This window comes from Knoellia altitudinis (assembly GCF_042666355.1).
Lineage (GTDB): Bacteria > Actinomycetota > Actinomycetes > Actinomycetales > Dermatophilaceae > Knoellia > Knoellia altitudinis.
Genome location: NZ_JBHTDK010000001.1, coordinates 2,107,689 through 2,121,812, shown reverse-complemented (window position 1 = coordinate 2,121,812; position 14,124 = coordinate 2,107,689). Strand labels below are relative to the sequence as shown.

Genomic DNA, 14,124 nt, shown 5'->3' with positions numbered 1-14,124 from the left:
TTGTGGCGACAGGCGTGCCCAACGACCGGCCAGTAACCGGGTCGGCGAACCACGGCATGACCCTCGCCGACGTCCGAGGGCTACGCCAGCTCGCCCAGGCGGCTGGAGAGGTGGGCGCGCTCGATCACGTTGTCGCACAGCGCCATGGCTCGTGCGAGCTCTTCACTGGCGCCCGCACGGTCCCCTGCCCGCGCGAGGAGCTCCCCGCGGACGGCAGGAAGGCGGTGCCCCGGCAGCTCGACGCCGTCGAGGAGCAGCAGCCCGGCCCGAGGACCCTCTGCCTCTGCCACGGCCACGGCGCGGGCGACACGCACCGCAGGTGAGGGGGTGACCTGCTCGAGCACGGCATACAGGGTCGTGATGCGGTCCCAGCGGGTCGCCTCGGGTGACGGGGCGGTCGCGTGCTCGGCGGCGATGCGCGCCTGGAGCCGGAAGCTCTCGGACAGTGCGGTGACGGGGACCGGTGGCTCTGTCGCCTCGAGCAGCGCCAGGGCCTCGGCGATCTCGTCGTGGTGCCAGCGGCGACGGTCCTGGTCCGGCAGGAGCACGAGCGACCCGTCGGGTGCAACCCGAGCGTCACGTCGCGAGTGTTGGAGTGCCATGAGGGCGATGAGGTGGGCGAGCGTGTCCGTGGGCCTCAGGGCGTGGGTGACGCGGGCGAGCCGGATCGCCTCACCCGCGAGCTCGGCGCGCAGCAGGTCTGGCCCGCTGCCGGGCGCGTAGCCGGCGGTGAAGGCGAGGTATGCCGTGTGGGCCACGACGTCGAGCCGCTCACCGAGGGCATCGGTCCCGGGGATGGCGAACGGGATCCCCGCGGTGACGATCTTCTTCTTGGCACGCGTGATCCGGGCTGCCATGGTCGCCTCGGGAACGAGGAAGAGCCGGGCGACGTCCGCGGTGGAGATGCCCATGACGAGCCGCAGCGACAGGGCGCTCGCACCCTCCGGCGGCAGCGCGGGGTGGGCGCACATTAGGACGAGGCGGAGCAGGTCGTCGTCGACGAGCGAGCCGTCATCGGCCATGACGCCCTCCTGTGGCTGACGGGTTGCCTCGACGAGGAGCAGCGGCTCCTTGCGTGCGGCCATCGTCTCGGCACGGAGCCGGTCGAGGATGCGACGCCGGGCTGCCGTGACGAGCCAGGCGCTGGGGTTGTCGGGCTCGCCGTCGTCCGGCCAGCGGGTCTGGGCCGTGGCGACGGCGTCGGCGAGCGCGTCCTCGACGAGGTCGAGCCGTCGGAACTGCGCGAGGAGCAGGGCGACGAGTCGGCCCCACTCCTCGCGCACGACGCGCTCGAGTGCGGTCATCCGACCTGCTCACCGGCGTCGTCGAGCTCGATGACGGCCCGGATCTCGACCGTGTAGGCCGGCGGCAGCATGGACGCGGCCGCAATGGCGACGTCGAGGTCGGGGAGCTCGATGTCGTAGTAGCCACCGATCATCTCGACCGACTCGACGAACGGTCCGTCGGTCACGAGCGCCCTGCCGTCACGGCGTCGGATCGTCGTCGCCGTGTCGGCGTCGGCCAAGGCCGCGCCGCTGACCCGGCGGCCGTGCTCGTCGACGAAGGCGTGGAACGCGTTGTGCCCGTCCACGTAGACCTGTCGCTCCTCGGGGGTCGCCGCCTCCCAGCCACCCGGTTCGTAGGCCAGGAGGACGAGGTAGCGCTTCATGACTCCCGGCCCTCGGCGGTGGCGACGCGACGCACCTCGACGCCGCCCATCCCGGTGCGACCGTGGTCGGGACCCGCGAGGATGCCCACGACCTGGAGCAGGTCGTCGAGGTCGTCCGTCTCGACCTCGTAATAGCCGGTGAGCTGTTCGGCCGTCTCGGCGTAGGGCCCGTCCGTGATGACGACCTTCCCCGCCGCATCCGCCCGGACGAGCTTGGCCTCACGAGAGTGCGTCAGCTCGGCGCCGCCGACGACCGAGTGCCCCCCGGCCGTGAGCCGGTCGGCGAACTCCTGGTGCCGGGCATAGACCGTGTCGCGCTGCTCCGGCGACGCCTCCTCCCACGACGACTCGTCACCCGGGAGCAGGACGACATAGCGGGAGGTCATGACGCACGGTCCTCGGGGGTGTTGACCGGCCGCACCTCGATGGCGTCGCCGAGCTGGGCGATCAGCTGGCAGCAGTCGAGCAGGTCGTCTAGGTCCTCGGTCTGGACCTGGTAGAAGCCACCCACCTGCTCCGCCGACTCCGCGAACGGACCGTCGGTCACGGGGCCGCCGCCTGCCGGGATGGACTTCGCCGTCGCACTGCCCTGTAGCTCGGCGCCGCCGGTCACGGTGTGTCCACGCTTGCCGAGCTCTTCGTCGAAACGCGTGTATGCGGCATACCCGGCTGCTCGTTCTTCCTCCGTCATCGACGTCCACCAGCGGTCGGCGTCTCCGACGATGAGCACGACGTATTCCTTCATGACGTTCTCCTTCTCTCAGGCCAACCGGCGGAGCTCGAGGTGTTCACCACGGGCCGCGAACTGCTCGCAGATGCGCCTCAGGTCGTCAGCGTCCTCGGACTCGAGGAGATAGAAGCCGACGACCTGTTCTGCGGACTCGGTGAACGGGCCCTCGGTGACGAGAGCCGCACCACCGTCCTTGCCGGGGCGCATCGACACGGCCTGCGCCGAAGGCTCCAAAGGGCTCGTGGCGAGGATCTCGTGCCCACCGGCGGCGAGGTCGCGGTAGAACTGCTCGTGGGAACGCTGCCCCTTCTCGTGCTCCTCGGGCGGGAGCTCAGCCCACTCCGCCTCGGGTGCGGGCAGCAGGACGAGAAAGCGGCTCATCGGGATCTCCTTGTGGTCGGCTGGATGCGAGGGCGCGAGTGCGACCTCACTTCCCTGACGAGCGAACCACAGCCGAATCGACAACTCGACCGGAACTCGTGGACGAGCCAAGGTCGATGCCGCCAGAAGCGCTGTATGCCGTTCGCCTCCACGCCGGTCCCCGACTCGCCGTGCTCGCCTGGACCCTCTAGAACGGGATGGTCTGCGGGTGCTGTGGTGGTCGCGGTAGGAGGTCGATCCGGTAGCGCTTCCAGCTGGGGCTGTGGTCGAGGTCGATCGTGGGTGGTGGGCTGCCGTAGGTGTTGCCGTCGATGTCGAACGAGACCGGGTAGGCGCGGGGTGCGGCGTTGTCGGGTCCGCCGAGGAGCTCGATGAGCTCTTCCTCGAAGGTGGTGGGGATGTCGGCGGGGTCGACTGTGGCGCGGTTCGAGGCGCGGAGGTCGCGATGTGTCGCTTCGGCGGTGACAAGGTGCAAGTGGTCGACACGCACGAGCTGGCGGGCACGCTCGGTCACCGCGGCCCACGCGGTCCGGGCCTGCTCCACCTTGAAGTCCCCGCGCCAGTGGTCCGTGCCGTGCACCCCGGTGCGCCGGGTGAGCCCGCGCCGGGCGCGTTCGTCCTGCGCGTGCGCGGTCACCGCGTCCGGGTCGACCTGCGCCGCCGTGCGCGCCAGCAGCCGGCGCAACGGACCGGTCGTCAGCTGCCCCCACACGCCCTTGACCCGGTCCACCACCTCCGCCGCGGACTCCGCCGACAGGAACTCGGTCTCCTCCGTCACGACCCGCGCCCGCTGCTCGTCCAGCTCACCCGAGGCCATCGCATCGACCACGGCCGGGGTCCGGGTCAGCTGACGGATCGCATCCAGGACCCGGTTCGTCGCGACATGGACAGAACACCCCAACCGGGGCGCAGCCAGCTCCGGGGCATCCAACCGCTGGTACCCCAACCCGTGGTGCACCTCGACCGACGTGCCGTCCTCCTGCACGTGCGAGTCAAGCGCCGACAGTGCGCCAACGCCACCGCCTGCCGCGCCGACGCCGCGTCCTTCTCCCGCTGCGCCGACTCGATCACATCCAGAAGCTCCTCGGAACTCAACGTGGAAGCCGAAGCAGACAACGCGGCATACCGGCCCTCCAGGACGGCGGTCGCAGCAGTGCTCTCCATGACCCCACACTACTCGAACATGTGTTCCACGATCAACTTTGTCCACAACCAGGTTGGGCTGAACACGCAACTTGCGCAGTGGAATTCACGTGATGGGGTGCTCATCCTGCAGAGCCGGAGGGAGTGGCTTGGAGTGGACGACGGTGAGGTCGGAGACGGCTCGGGTGAGGACGACGTAGAGGCGCCGCAGACCGGTCCGATCGTCGGGCTCCGCCGCGGCGATCTCGGCCGGTTCGAGCACGAGGACGTGGTCGAACTCCAGGCCCTTGGCCACCGTCGCAGGCACGACGTCGACCTGGTGCTCGACGTCGCCGTGCGTGGCACCAAGAGTGCCGTGCTCGATCCCGGCGGCCTGCAGGGCTCGAGAGACGTCAGCGACCCGGGCGTCCGGCACGATGACGCCGATGCTGCCCGGGAGTGCCATCAGCCGATCCAACTCTGTCACAACCGCACTCACGAGCCCTGCGCCCGCGACAAGAACGAGGTCGAGCCGACCAGGGTTGTCTCGCACCGACTCCGGCGCTGCGAGACCAGGGGCCGCCTGGGGCAGCAACCGGGCCGCGAACTCGATGACCGACGCCGGCACCCGGAACCCACGACGCAGCTCCGACACGATGCCGTCGGGCTTGCCGAGGTGCTCGAGGCTCTCGGCCCACGACGCCGTCGACCACGGGGTGGTGCCCTGGGCGATGTCCCCGAGGATGGTCGCGGCCCCGGTCGAGCACCGCCGACCCACCGCCCGCAGCTGCATCGGTGACAGGTCCTGCGCCTCGTCCAGCACCACGTGACCCAGGCTCGGCGTCCGGTTGAGGAGATCACCGAGCTCGTCGAGCAGCACCGCGTCGGCGAGGGTCCACTTCGCGGATCCCGCTGTGCGAGAGGGCTTCTCCCAGAGCAACACCTTCTGCTCGTCCTGCGACAGCACCCCGTCGGCCGCCGCCGCGAGCGCGTCCGCATCCGACAGCAACCGGTGCAGCAGCGCACGGGCGTCGACCTTGGGCCAGATCGAGCCGGCATACGCCTTGACGGGGGCGCTGCGCGCGATGGCGTCCTGGACGCGGTCGTCGGGGTACTCCCCCAGTGCCTCCATCTTCACGAGCACCGAGTGGGCCAGCCGCTGCGGCAACAGCGCGCGCGCTGCCTCATAACGGATCTCGCGGCCTGCGAGCCCGTCGACCAGTGGCGCGACGTCATAGGTCGCCACGCGCCATACGCGTGACCCGCGCGGCACGACCATGGCCTCCTCGGGCGGCACGAGGTGCGACCACACGGCGCGGTGCAGCACCCGAGCCATCCGCGCGTCGCCCTTGAGCTGTGCGACGGCCGTCTCTTCTGTCGCCCGGATCGGCACCGACGCCGTGAGCGCCTCGATGCTCGTGTGCCGGACCTCGACCTCGCCGAGCGTGGGGAGCACGGCACCGATGTGCTCGAGGAAGGCCTCGTTGGGGCCGATGACGAGGACACCGCTGCGCCCCAGCCGCTGGCGATAGGCATAGAGCAACCAGGCCGCCCGGTGCAGGCCGACCGCGGTCTTCCCGGTGCCGGGCGCACCCTGGATGCAGACCGTCGTGGTCGCGTCGACGCGCACGAGCGCGTCCTGCTCGGGCTGGATCGTCGCGACGATGTCGCGCATGGGACCGACCCGGGGGCGCTCGATCTCCGTGGCGAGGATCTGCGAGCGCGCCTCTGGCTCGGCCGCGTCCAGGAGGTGCTCGTCCTCCAGCGCCGTGATCGAGCCGTGGTCGTAGCCGAAGCGGCGACGCAGCCGCACGCCCATGGGCTCGGAGTGCGATGCGCGATAGAAGGTCGTCGACACCGGCGCCCGCCAGTCGATGACGAGCGGGTCGCCGGCGTCGTCGGTGACGTGCCGACGACCGATGTACCAACGCTCGTCGGTGTCGAGGTCCACGCGGCCGAAGAAGAGTGCCGTCGTGGGATCGTCCTCGAGTGAGCGGGCACGCCGCCAGAGGGTCTCGGCGAGCGCCTCCGACGACGCCGCGTTGCCGCCCTGGACGTCGAGGGCGAGGGTGCGTTCGCGCATGCGGGCCAGCTCGGCGCGTGCGGTCGCGAGATGGGTCTGTTCTGCCGTGAGCTCCTCGTTCATGGGCATGACGAAGTGCCTCTCCTGAGCTCAGGGTGTGATGGGGGGAAGAGACAGCCTAGGCGATCGGCTGGTCGAACACGTGCCGTCGCACCCACGCGTGCATCGCGATGGCCGCCGCGGCGCCGGCGTTGATCGACCGGGTCGAGCCGAACTGCTCGATGTGGAGGGTCGCCTCGCACTCGGCGCGCATCGCCTCGGACAACCCCGGCCCCTCCTGCCCGAAGACGAGCATCGCGTTCCGCGGCAGGTCATAGGTCTCCAGAGCGCGGCTGCCGGGCAGGTTGTCGACCCCGATGAGGCGTATGCCGTTCGCTGCCGCCCACGTCGCCAGGTCACCGGGCGTGGAGTGGTGGTGCTCGTGCTGGTAGCGGTCGGTGACCATCGCACCTCGTCGGTTCCATCGGCGTCGACCCACGATGTGGAAGGCCGCGGCGCCCATCGCGTTCGCGGTGCGCACGACCGAGCCGATGTTGAAGTCGTGCTCCCAGTTCTCGATGGCGACGTGGAAGTCGTGGCGGCGGGTGTCAAGGTCGGCGACGATCGCCTCGTGACGCCAGTAGCGATAGCCGTCGACGACGTTGCGGCGGTCGCCGTCGCGGAGCAGGTCCGGGTCGAGCCTCTCGTCGTCGGGCCACGCCCCCTCCCACGGTCCGACACCGACCTCGCCATCGGCAATGCGCTCGCGCTCGTCACTCACGGGCCCAACAATGGCAGGCATGAGTGAGAAGCCCCTGCTGGGCGAGAGAGACAACTACGCCGACTACCTCGACAGCCGCCGCGAGGCGTTCGAGAAGAAGTGCGAGGGGCTGACGCCGGAGCAGCTGGCGCTGCGCTCGGTGCCCCCCTCGTCGATGTCGCTGCTGGGTCTGCTGCGGCACCTCGCCGAGGTCGAGCGCGGCTGGTGGCGTCGCGCGCTGGCGGGAGAGAGTCCGGAACGGCTCTGGGGCCCGCGGGGCGCCGACGCCGACTTCAACGACGTCGTGGGCGAGCAGTCCGCGGTCGACGAGGCGTGGGCGGCCTGGCGGGTCGAGGTCGCCTACGGCCAGGAATGGCTCGCGGCGCATGACGACATGGGTGCCGTGGTCGACGGCCACCACCACGGGCAGCTCAACGTTCGCGATGTCGTCGTCCACCTCATCGAGGAGTACGCGCAGCATCTTGGACACGCCGACCTGCTGCGGGAGTGCATCGACGGCCGCACCGGCCAGTGACTCAGTGGTTGCGCAGGGCGTCGATCAGCTCGTCCTTGTTCATCGAGGAGCGACCCTCGATGCCGATCTCGCCCGCGCGCTTGCGCAGCTCGTCGACCGTGCGGTCCTCGTAGTTCTCGGCCTCACCACCGCGCTCACCGACCTTCGAGCGCGAGCTGGCTGCGGCCGCGTTGGAGATGCGTGCGGCCTTCTCCTTGCTCGCGCCGTCATCGCGCAGCTCCTCGTAGAGCTTCGGATCCTTGATGCTCGGACCCGGGTCCTTCGCACCGCTCCTGCCCTGTGGCATGGCTCCTCCTCCGGTCGAGTGCAGTCCCCATCCACCCTGCGCCCGACGCTCGCACTTTGCAACGTGACCCACCCACGGGGGCGAGCCGTCCAGCGCACGCCCAGCCACACGGCATACCCTTGCGCGCGTGATGATGCCGACGCTTGGCCCCGACTGGATGGACCCCCAGTGGCTCCTCGACCGCTTCGGCTCCCAGTTCTTCTGGGTCAGCGTCGCGATCGTCTTCATCGAGTGCGGGCTGCTCTTCCCGATCCTGCCCGGTGACTCCCTGCTCTTCGCCGTCGGCCTGTTCATCAGCCGCGGCGACATCGGCATCAACATCGCGGTGGCCTGCCTGATCCTCAGCCTCGCGGCGTTCGTCGGCAACGTCGTCGGCTACGAGATCGGCCGCGCCATCGGTGCCCCCCTCTATGAGCGCGACGGACGCTTCATCAAGAAGAAGTACTTCGACCAGACGCACGAGTTCTTCGAGAAGCACGGCGCCAAGGCCCTCGTCCTCGGCCGGTTCGTGCCCATCGTGCGCACCTTCATCACCGTTGTCGCAGGGGTGAGCCGGATGGACCGCCGCCACTTCTTCGTCTGGAGCGGGGTCGGCGCCGTGCTCTGGGCCACCGGCATCACCCTCCTCGGCTACTTCCTCGGCGGCATCGAGCTCATCCACGAGAACCTCGAAGCAGCGATCCTCGTCATCGTGGCGGTGTCGGTGGTGCCGATGGTGATCGAGTTCATCCGTCACCGCAGCGCCACCCGCATCGTCATCGAGGAGACCGACGAGGTCATCGACGACCTCCGCGACGACCGCGTCTGACCGGGACCCTTCTCGACGCTTGATTCCTCGGCGTCCGGGTAAGGAAACTGGCAGAACGCAGATCACGCACCGCTCCCGCCGAAAGGAACGAGGACCCATGACCCGCGCCAAGCTCACCCAGATCGAAGCCCAGTCGCAGGAGTGGCCCGGCACCACGGGCGAACTCACCCCGGCACCGGACCACGGTGAGACGTCGTGGACCGGTCGTGGACGCCTCGACGGCAAGCGGGTCCTCATCACCGGAGGTGACTCCGGCATCGGGCGCGCGGTGGCCATCACCATGGCCAAGGAGGGCGCGACGGTAGCGATCGCCCACCTGTCCGAGGAGCAGGGCGACGCCGAGGACACGGCTCGCGTCGTCAAAGAGGTCGGAGGTACGGCGCACCTGTTCGCGACGGACCTCACCGAGCTCGCGGCCAACCAGCAGCTCGCCAAGGACGCGGTGAAGGCCCTCGGGGGACTCGACGTCCTCGTCTGCAACGCGGCATACCAGATGACCTTCGACCAGATCGAGGCCTTCCCACCGGAGCAGATCCAGCGGACCTTCGCGACCAACGTCTTCTCGCCCTTCTGGCTCGTCCAGGCACTCGCCGGAGAGCTCGAGAAGAGCGAGGGCAGCGTGATCATCACGACCTCGATCCAGGCCTACGAACCGTCCGAGCAGCTGCTCGACTACGCAGCGACGAAGGCCGCGCTCAACAACATGGTCGTCAACCTCGCCAGCCAGCTCGGCAAACGCGGCGTGCGCGTCAATGCCGTTGCGCCGGGGCCGATCTGGACCCCGCTCATCCCTGCGACCATGCCGCCCGAGAAGGTCGAGAACTTCGGCGCCGACACGCCCCTGGGGCGAGCCGGCCATCCCGTCGAGGTGGCGGCCGCCTATGTCTTCCTCGCGTCCGAAGAGGCGAGCTATGTCTCGGGAACCGTCCTCGGAGTCACTGGCGGGCGCCCGGTCTTCTAGGACCGGCACGCCGTGCCGGGACTCACCTCCCGGGCACGGCGATCAGACCGAGCGTGTATGCCGCCGTGACCGCCGCGGTCCGGTCCGTCACGTCGAGCTTGGTGAAGATCCGCAGCAGGTGGGTCTTGACCGTCGCCTCACCGATGAAGAGCTCACGACCGACCTCGGAGTTCGACAGGCCCCGGGCGACGGCACGCAGCACGTCGAGCTCACGTGGGGTCAGGTCGGCCCTCGCCGGTGCCCGCAGCCGCTCCGCGAGCCTGGCCGCCACCGGCGGGGCAAGGACCGTCTCGCCCAGCGCGGCCCGGCGGATGGCGTCGGCGAGGACCGACGGCGGCGTGTCCTTGAGCAGGTAGCCCCGAGCACCTGACTCGACGGCCCGCACGATGTCGGCGTCGGTGTCATAGGTCGTGAGGACGAGCACCTCGGGCGCATCGGGCTGGGCGCGCAGTCGTGCGGTGGCCTCGGCGCCGTCCATGACCGGCATGCGCAGGTCCATGAGGACGACGTCCGGCGCCAGCCCGGGAGCGAGGGCGATCGCCTCGGCGCCGTTGCCGGCCTCGCCGACGACCTCGAGGTCCTCGAGCTCGCTGAGCAGCGCCACCATGCCGGCCCGCACGACGGGATGGTCGTCGACGACGAGGATGCGGATCATCGGGGCAGCTCCATCACGAGCCGGGTCCCCCGCGGTCGCGCGGGAGCGATGGTCACGTCTCCCCCGAGCGCGGCCGCGCGAGCCCGCAGCCCGTCGAGCCCGAAGCCGCGGGCCGTCGCGGGGTCGAAGCCGTCACCGTCGTCGGTCACCTCGAGCGCCACCCGTTCCGGGGCGTAGTCGAGCGTCACAGCCGCGGCCCCTGCCCCCGAGTGCCGTCGGACGTTGGAGAGCGCCTCCTGGGCACCTCGCAGGACGACCACCTCGGCGTTGCCACCGAGCGGCGCGGGCTCACCGGTGACGGACGACGAGACCCGTATGCCGGTCTCCCGGGTCATCGTGTCGGCGAGCCGGGCCAGCGCTTCCACGAGCGTGCGGGACTGGAGGTGTCCCGGGGTGAGCTCGGCGACGATGATGCGGGCCTCGGCGAGGTTGTCGACGGCGGTGCTCTCGATCATCGAGAGCCGCTCCCGTGCCGTGTCGACGTCGTCACGGTCGAGGGCGGAGCCGGCCGCCCGGGACAGCGCGATGACCGAGGTGAAGCCCTGCGCGAGGGTGTCGTGGATCTCTCGGGAGAGTCGGCTGCGCTCGTCCTGCACGCCCTGGGCGCGCTCGACGGCGGCGAGCTGGGCCCGCGTGGCGCGCAGCTCGTCGATGACCATGGCCCGCTCCTCGGCCTCGCCGATGATCCGGTGGATGAACATGCCGAGGGCTGCCGAGAGCACGAAGGAGATGAGGACGGACACGAGCGCGCCGGGCACCTCCTCGGCGGGATCGTCGGCCGGGACGACGGCCGCGGTGAAGAGTGCCGCGAGGGCGAGCCCGGTGGCCACGAGCGCCGGGCGCTTCTCGAACGTGGCCCAGATCTGCGGGAAGAGGCAGAAGAAGAGCAGCCACGACTCGAACTCGGGGTCGATGACGATGATCGTGAGGAGGCAGGCCCACGCGCAGAGCTGATGGAGCACGGCATACCGGGTCGCCTCACGTTGGATCGCCCGTCGCCCGAAGAGCGCGTAGGAGAGTCCCACGCCCGAGAGCAGCAGGAGCGTCGGCAGGCGGCCGTGCGGACCCGGCGGCTCGATGAGGACGATGACGAGGGCCGTCGTGATGAGGGCGTAGCAGCTGAGGTGCCACCACCTCGCCTGCCCGCGCCACATGGCCGCGAGCTGGTCGCTCGACAGCTCTGCGGGTGAGGCTGGTGTGGTGGTCACCGGCTCATCATGTCGTGCCGCGCTTGAACCAGCGGAAGGTGAGGACGCATAGGACGAGTCCGCCCAGGGCCCACACACCGAGCACGAGGGCCGTGCGCCCGAGCTCCCAGGCGCCGCCCATCTCGATGGATGCCATGACGTCGGGGAAGAAGACCGAGCGCATGCCCTGCGCGATCCACTTGAGCGGGAACACCGAGGCGACCTGCTGGAGCCATCCGGGGATGTCGGTGAAGGCGAAGTAGACGCCCGAGATGAACTGCAGGAGGAGCATCGGCGCGACCACCACGGCGCCGGCGCTCCTGGCCGAGGCGAGCGAGCTGTACGCCGTGCCGAGGACCGTGCCGGCGAAGGCGCCGAGGCCGAAGACCCAGGCGAAGGTCAGCCACCGTGCGGCGGTGTCGGGCAGGTCGACGCCGAAGGCGAACGTGGCGACGGCGAGGAGCAGCGCCTGCTGCGCCAGCGCCGTGACGACGACGAGGCCGACCTTGCCCAGGAAGTAGGACACCGGTGGCATGGGCGTGCTGCGGAGGCGCTTGAGCGTGCCGTCGTCGCGTTCGGCGGCGACCGACATGGCCATCGTCTGGAAGGAGGTGAGCAGGATGCCGGCCGAGATCATGCCGGGGAGGAAGTAGGCCGCAGCGCTCATCTCGGCGCCACCCGCCTCCATGCTCTCGCCGAAGATGACCGAGAAGAGGGCAAGCATGAGGATCGGGAAGAGGAAGGAGAAGAAGACGGCCTCCTTCTCGCGCGAGTACATCTTGAGCTCGATCACGGTCCGGTCGAGCCCCAGGGAGACCGCGTTCATGCCATGACCTCCATCGAGGTGTCAGTGGTGGCCGCTGCGTCATTGACGTGCGGCGCGATGAGCGAGAGGTAGGTGTCCTCGAGCGACGGCCTGCTGACCGCGAGCTCGGGGACCTCGCCGCCGAGCCGCTGCGAGAGCCGGGCCACCTCGAGGGTGGGGGTCGCCGAGCGGAGGCTTCGCCGCCGGCCCCCTTCGGTCCACGAGACCGTGGCCTCCTCGGAGGCGCGGCCGCCGAGGTTGGCCGGGGTGTCGAGCGCGAGGAGCGTGCCGGCGGCGATGACGCCGACCCGGTCGGCGAGCTGCTCGGCCTCGTCCAGGTAGTGGGTCGTGAGCAGGATCGTCGTGCCCTCGGCGGCGAGGCTGCGGATGAGGCCCCAGAAGTCCCGGCGCGCCTGCGGGTCGAAGCCGGTCGTGGGCTCGTCGAGGAAGAGCAGCTCGGGTCGGCCGATGATGCCGAGCGCGACGTCGAGCCGCCGACGCTGCCCACCCGAGAGCCCGGCGATCCGCGCATCGGCCTTCTCCTCGAGACCGACGGCCGCGATGACCTCGTCGACGGTGCGAGGCGTCGAGTAGGTGCGGGCGGTCGACGCGAGGATCTCGCGCGGCGTGAGGAGGTCAAGCCCGGACGAGCTCTGCAGGACGATGCCGATCCGGTTGCGCCACAACCGGTTTGCGGACTGAGGATCCTCACCCAGGACGCTCACCTCACCGGAGTCGCGGGTCCGGAAGCCCTCGAGGATCTCGACGGTCGTCGTCTTGCCGGCACCGTTGGGACCGAGGAGCGAGAAGACCTCACCGGCCTCGATGTCGAGGTCGAGGTCCGCCACGGCCCGTTTGGTGCCGTAGTCCTTGACGAGGCCACGCACGCTGATCGCTGTCATGTCCTCAGCATCGCGCGCTCAGGTGCGCTGCCGCACCGACCGGCGGGTGGATACGTCGTCCACCGATCGGTGGACTCCCGCCCGAACCCGGAGGGCGGCCGTGGCCGCGATGAGGAGCCCGACGACACCACAGACGACGTATGCCGTCCGCGCACCGACCTGGGTGCCGAGGACTCCGCCGATGGCCAGGGCACCGATGGTCGCCGTCCGGGACAGGCCGCTGACGAGCGCGAGCACCTTGCCGCGGTCGCCCTCGGCGATCTCGCGCAGGAGGAGCGCGAAGATCGCAGCGTTGACGACGCCGAGAGCGAGGCCGACCGCAAAGGCGGCCACGGCATACACCCAGACCTCCGGAGCCAGACCCTGTCCGATCTGCAGCAGCGGGACGACCGCGAGGCCGATGAGGATGGCACGGACCCGGTCGTCGCGTGTCCGCAGCGCCGCCGCGGCAAAGGCGCCGACCACGGCGCCCACCCCACCGGCGGCTTCGGCAAGACCGAACTGCGCCGGTGAGGCCCCGAGCTCACCTCGCACGAGGAAGACCTCGACGGCGTTGACGGCCTCCAGCGTGAGGATGATGGGGATGACACCCAGCACCAGCGCGCTCATGACTGGGTCCGCACGAAGGACCCGGAGGCCGTCTCGGGGCAGCAGCGAGTGTCGGCTCTCGACCGTGGAGCGGTTGACGCGCAACGCCAGGGCAGCAGCGATGACTGCGAGGAAGGTCGCCGCGTTGACCCCGAGTGCCGCCCGAGTCCCCCACTGCTGGACGACGACCCCAGCCAGTGCAGCACCCAGCGGCGAGGCGACCGCTCGCAGGCCCTGCGCCAACGAGACGTAGGTGCCGGAGAGCTCGTCCCCGACGACGAGGGGCATCACGGCATTCCAGACCGGCATGGCGAAGGCGAAGCCGGTCTGCATGACGAGGACGCCGATGCACGTCCAGACGAGCGACGGCGCCATGACGAGTCCCAGGGCACCCACGGCCTGCGCCGACAGGGCCACGAGCAGGACCAGACGCGGCGGGTGGGAGTCGGCGACCGAACCGGCGAGACCCATGGTGAGGACGAGCGGGAGGGCGAAGCAGATGAGCAGAGTCATGACGGCATACGGGCCGTGGCCCCGGTCGTGCAGGTGAAGCAGGAGCGCCACCATCGCCATGACGTCTCCGATAAGCGACCCCACCGTGGCACCGAGCACGAGGCGTGCCTGACCGATCGTCAGGACCCGATGATATTCGTGAAGTAGTTGCTTCATAGTT

Annotated in this window: 17 protein-coding genes; 3 read left to right on the top strand and 14 right to left on the bottom strand. The window is 70.1% G+C overall.

The genetic code is table 11. The features are described 5' to 3' along the window. Positions 1 to 80: 80 nt before the first annotated feature. The 8 genes from ACFQW8_RS10000 to ACFQW8_RS09965 form a co-directional block, all read right to left on the bottom strand. Positions 81 to 1,304, bottom strand: coding sequence for an RNA polymerase sigma factor (locus ACFQW8_RS10000; RefSeq protein ID WP_380086992.1), 1,224 nt, complete (start codon positions 1,302 to 1,304; stop codon positions 81 to 83). Beyond that, positions 1,301 to 1,669 (bottom strand): YciI family protein, encoded by a 369-nt coding sequence (locus ACFQW8_RS09995; RefSeq protein ID WP_380086990.1) that lies wholly within the window; start codon positions 1,667 to 1,669, stop codon positions 1,301 to 1,303. Before ACFQW8_RS09995 ends, ACFQW8_RS10000 begins: the two co-directional genes overlap by 4 nt. Beyond that, complete coding sequence (locus ACFQW8_RS09990) at positions 1,666 to 2,055, bottom strand: YciI family protein (protein ID WP_380086988.1); 390 nt, start codon at positions 2,053 to 2,055, stop codon at positions 1,666 to 1,668. Before ACFQW8_RS09990 ends, ACFQW8_RS09995 begins: the two co-directional genes overlap by 4 nt. Further along, positions 2,052 to 2,414 carry a YciI family protein gene (locus tag ACFQW8_RS09985; protein WP_380086986.1) on the bottom strand — a complete coding sequence of 121 codons (363 nt, stop codon included), beginning with the start codon at positions 2,412 to 2,414 and terminating at the stop codon, positions 2,052 to 2,054. The genes ACFQW8_RS09990 and ACFQW8_RS09985 overlap by 4 nt, the downstream gene beginning before the upstream one ends. 15 nt (positions 2,415 to 2,429) lie before the next feature. Continuing rightward, entirely contained in the window at positions 2,430 to 2,780 is a 351-nt protein-coding gene (locus ACFQW8_RS09980) for a YciI family protein (protein WP_380086985.1), read from the bottom strand. Positions 2,781 to 2,967: 187 nt separating this feature from the next. Further along, on the bottom strand, positions 2,968 to 3,765 hold the full coding sequence (locus ACFQW8_RS09975; protein ID WP_380086983.1) for a DUF222 domain-containing protein: 798 nt from the start codon (positions 3,763 to 3,765) through the stop codon (positions 2,968 to 2,970). 264 nt (positions 3,766 to 4,029) lie between these two features. Further along, positions 4,030 to 6,048, bottom strand: a complete 2,019-nt coding sequence (locus tag ACFQW8_RS09970; protein WP_380088645.1) for a HelD family protein — start codon at positions 6,046 to 6,048, stop codon at positions 4,030 to 4,032. Positions 6,049 to 6,103: 55 nt separating this feature from the next. Continuing rightward, the gene (locus ACFQW8_RS09965) at positions 6,104 to 6,745 is read right to left on the bottom strand and encodes a TrmH family RNA methyltransferase (RefSeq protein WP_380086982.1); all 642 of its coding nucleotides are present in this window, start codon (positions 6,743 to 6,745) and stop codon (positions 6,104 to 6,106) included. A gap of 19 nt (positions 6,746 to 6,764) precedes the next feature. Between ACFQW8_RS09965 and ACFQW8_RS09960 the strand changes: the two genes are divergently transcribed. Beyond that, entirely contained in the window at positions 6,765 to 7,259 is a 495-nt protein-coding gene (locus ACFQW8_RS09960; protein ID WP_380086981.1) for a DinB family protein, read from the top strand. Between the two features lies 1 nt (position 7,260). On the opposite strand, the gene ACFQW8_RS09955 is transcribed toward ACFQW8_RS09960, so the two are convergent. Continuing rightward, positions 7,261 to 7,545 carry a DUF7218 family protein gene (locus ACFQW8_RS09955; protein ID WP_380086980.1) on the bottom strand — a complete coding sequence of 95 codons (285 nt, stop codon included), beginning with the start codon at positions 7,543 to 7,545 and terminating at the stop codon, positions 7,261 to 7,263. A gap of 130 nt (positions 7,546 to 7,675) precedes the next feature. Here ACFQW8_RS09955 and ACFQW8_RS09950 point away from each other — a divergent pair, with 130 nt between their 5' ends. Further along, positions 7,676 to 8,353 carry a DedA family protein gene (locus ACFQW8_RS09950; protein WP_380088643.1) on the top strand — a complete coding sequence of 226 codons (678 nt, stop codon included), beginning with the start codon at positions 7,676 to 7,678 and terminating at the stop codon, positions 8,351 to 8,353. Positions 8,354 to 8,450: 97 nt separating this feature from the next. Continuing rightward, the gene (locus tag ACFQW8_RS09945; protein WP_380086979.1) at positions 8,451 to 9,314 is read left to right on the top strand and encodes an SDR family oxidoreductase; all 864 of its coding nucleotides are present in this window, start codon (positions 8,451 to 8,453) and stop codon (positions 9,312 to 9,314) included. A gap of 22 nt (positions 9,315 to 9,336) precedes the next feature. Here ACFQW8_RS09945 and ACFQW8_RS09940 read toward each other — a convergent pair whose 3' ends face one another. The 5 genes from ACFQW8_RS09940 to ACFQW8_RS09920 are packed head-to-tail and all read right to left on the bottom strand — an operon-like array spanning position 9,337 to position 14,120. Continuing rightward, positions 9,337 to 9,969, bottom strand: coding sequence for a response regulator (locus ACFQW8_RS09940; protein ID WP_380086977.1), 633 nt, complete (start codon positions 9,967 to 9,969; stop codon positions 9,337 to 9,339). Further along, positions 9,966 to 11,177 (bottom strand): sensor histidine kinase, encoded by a 1,212-nt coding sequence (locus tag ACFQW8_RS09935; RefSeq protein WP_380086976.1) that lies wholly within the window; start codon positions 11,175 to 11,177, stop codon positions 9,966 to 9,968. Before ACFQW8_RS09935 ends, ACFQW8_RS09940 begins: the two co-directional genes overlap by 4 nt. 7 nt (positions 11,178 to 11,184) lie before the next feature. Further along, positions 11,185 to 11,982 (bottom strand): ABC transporter permease, encoded by a 798-nt coding sequence (locus ACFQW8_RS09930; protein ID WP_380086974.1) that lies wholly within the window; start codon positions 11,980 to 11,982, stop codon positions 11,185 to 11,187. Next, a complete protein-coding gene (locus ACFQW8_RS09925) occupies positions 11,979 to 12,863 on the bottom strand; it encodes an ABC transporter ATP-binding protein (RefSeq protein WP_380086972.1) in 885 nt (294 codons plus the stop codon). Before ACFQW8_RS09925 ends, ACFQW8_RS09930 begins: the two co-directional genes overlap by 4 nt. An 18-nt stretch (positions 12,864 to 12,881) precedes the next feature. Beyond that, entirely contained in the window at positions 12,882 to 14,120 is a 1,239-nt protein-coding gene (locus ACFQW8_RS09920) for an MFS transporter (RefSeq protein WP_380086971.1), read from the bottom strand. Between the last annotated feature and the right edge of the window lie 4 nt (positions 14,121 to 14,124).

What these genes read in the sequence shown, in the direction of transcription:
- ACFQW8_RS10000 (WP_380086992.1), bottom strand. Translation starts at nt 1,304, where the DNA reads ATGACCGCACTCGAGCGCGTCGTGCGCGAGGAGTGGGGCCGACTCGTC.
- ACFQW8_RS09995 (WP_380086990.1), bottom strand. Translation starts at nt 1,669, where the DNA reads ATGAAGCGCTACCTCGTCCTCCTGGCCTACGAACCGGGTGGCTGGGAG.
- ACFQW8_RS09990 (WP_380086988.1), bottom strand. Translation starts at nt 2,055, where the DNA reads ATGACCTCCCGCTATGTCGTCCTGCTCCCGGGTGACGAGTCGTCGTGG.
- ACFQW8_RS09985 (WP_380086986.1), bottom strand. Translation starts at nt 2,414, where the DNA reads ATGAAGGAATACGTCGTGCTCATCGTCGGAGACGCCGACCGCTGGTGG.
- ACFQW8_RS09980 (WP_380086985.1), bottom strand. Translation starts at nt 2,780, where the DNA reads ATGAGCCGCTTTCTCGTCCTGCTGCCCGCACCCGAGGCGGAGTGGGCT.
- ACFQW8_RS09970 (WP_380088645.1), bottom strand. Translation starts at nt 6,048, where the DNA reads ATGAACGAGGAGCTCACGGCAGAACAGACCCATCTCGCGACCGCACGC.
- ACFQW8_RS09960 (WP_380086981.1), top strand. Translation starts at nt 6,765, where the DNA reads ATGAGTGAGAAGCCCCTGCTGGGCGAGAGAGACAACTACGCCGACTAC.
- ACFQW8_RS09955 (WP_380086980.1), bottom strand. Translation starts at nt 7,545, where the DNA reads ATGCCACAGGGCAGGAGCGGTGCGAAGGACCCGGGTCCGAGCATCAAG.
- ACFQW8_RS09950 (WP_380088643.1), top strand. Translation starts at nt 7,676, where the DNA reads ATGATGCCGACGCTTGGCCCCGACTGGATGGACCCCCAGTGGCTCCTC.
- ACFQW8_RS09945 (WP_380086979.1), top strand. Translation starts at nt 8,451, where the DNA reads ATGACCCGCGCCAAGCTCACCCAGATCGAAGCCCAGTCGCAGGAGTGG.
- ACFQW8_RS09940 (WP_380086977.1), bottom strand. Translation starts at nt 9,969, where the DNA reads ATGATCCGCATCCTCGTCGTCGACGACCATCCCGTCGTGCGGGCCGGC.
- ACFQW8_RS09930 (WP_380086974.1), bottom strand. Translation starts at nt 11,982, where the DNA reads ATGAACGCGGTCTCCCTGGGGCTCGACCGGACCGTGATCGAGCTCAAG.
- ACFQW8_RS09925 (WP_380086972.1), bottom strand. Translation starts at nt 12,863, where the DNA reads ATGACAGCGATCAGCGTGCGTGGCCTCGTCAAGGACTACGGCACCAAA.
- ACFQW8_RS09920 (WP_380086971.1), bottom strand. Translation starts at nt 14,120, where the DNA reads ATGAAGCAACTACTTCACGAATATCATCGGGTCCTGACGATCGGTCAG.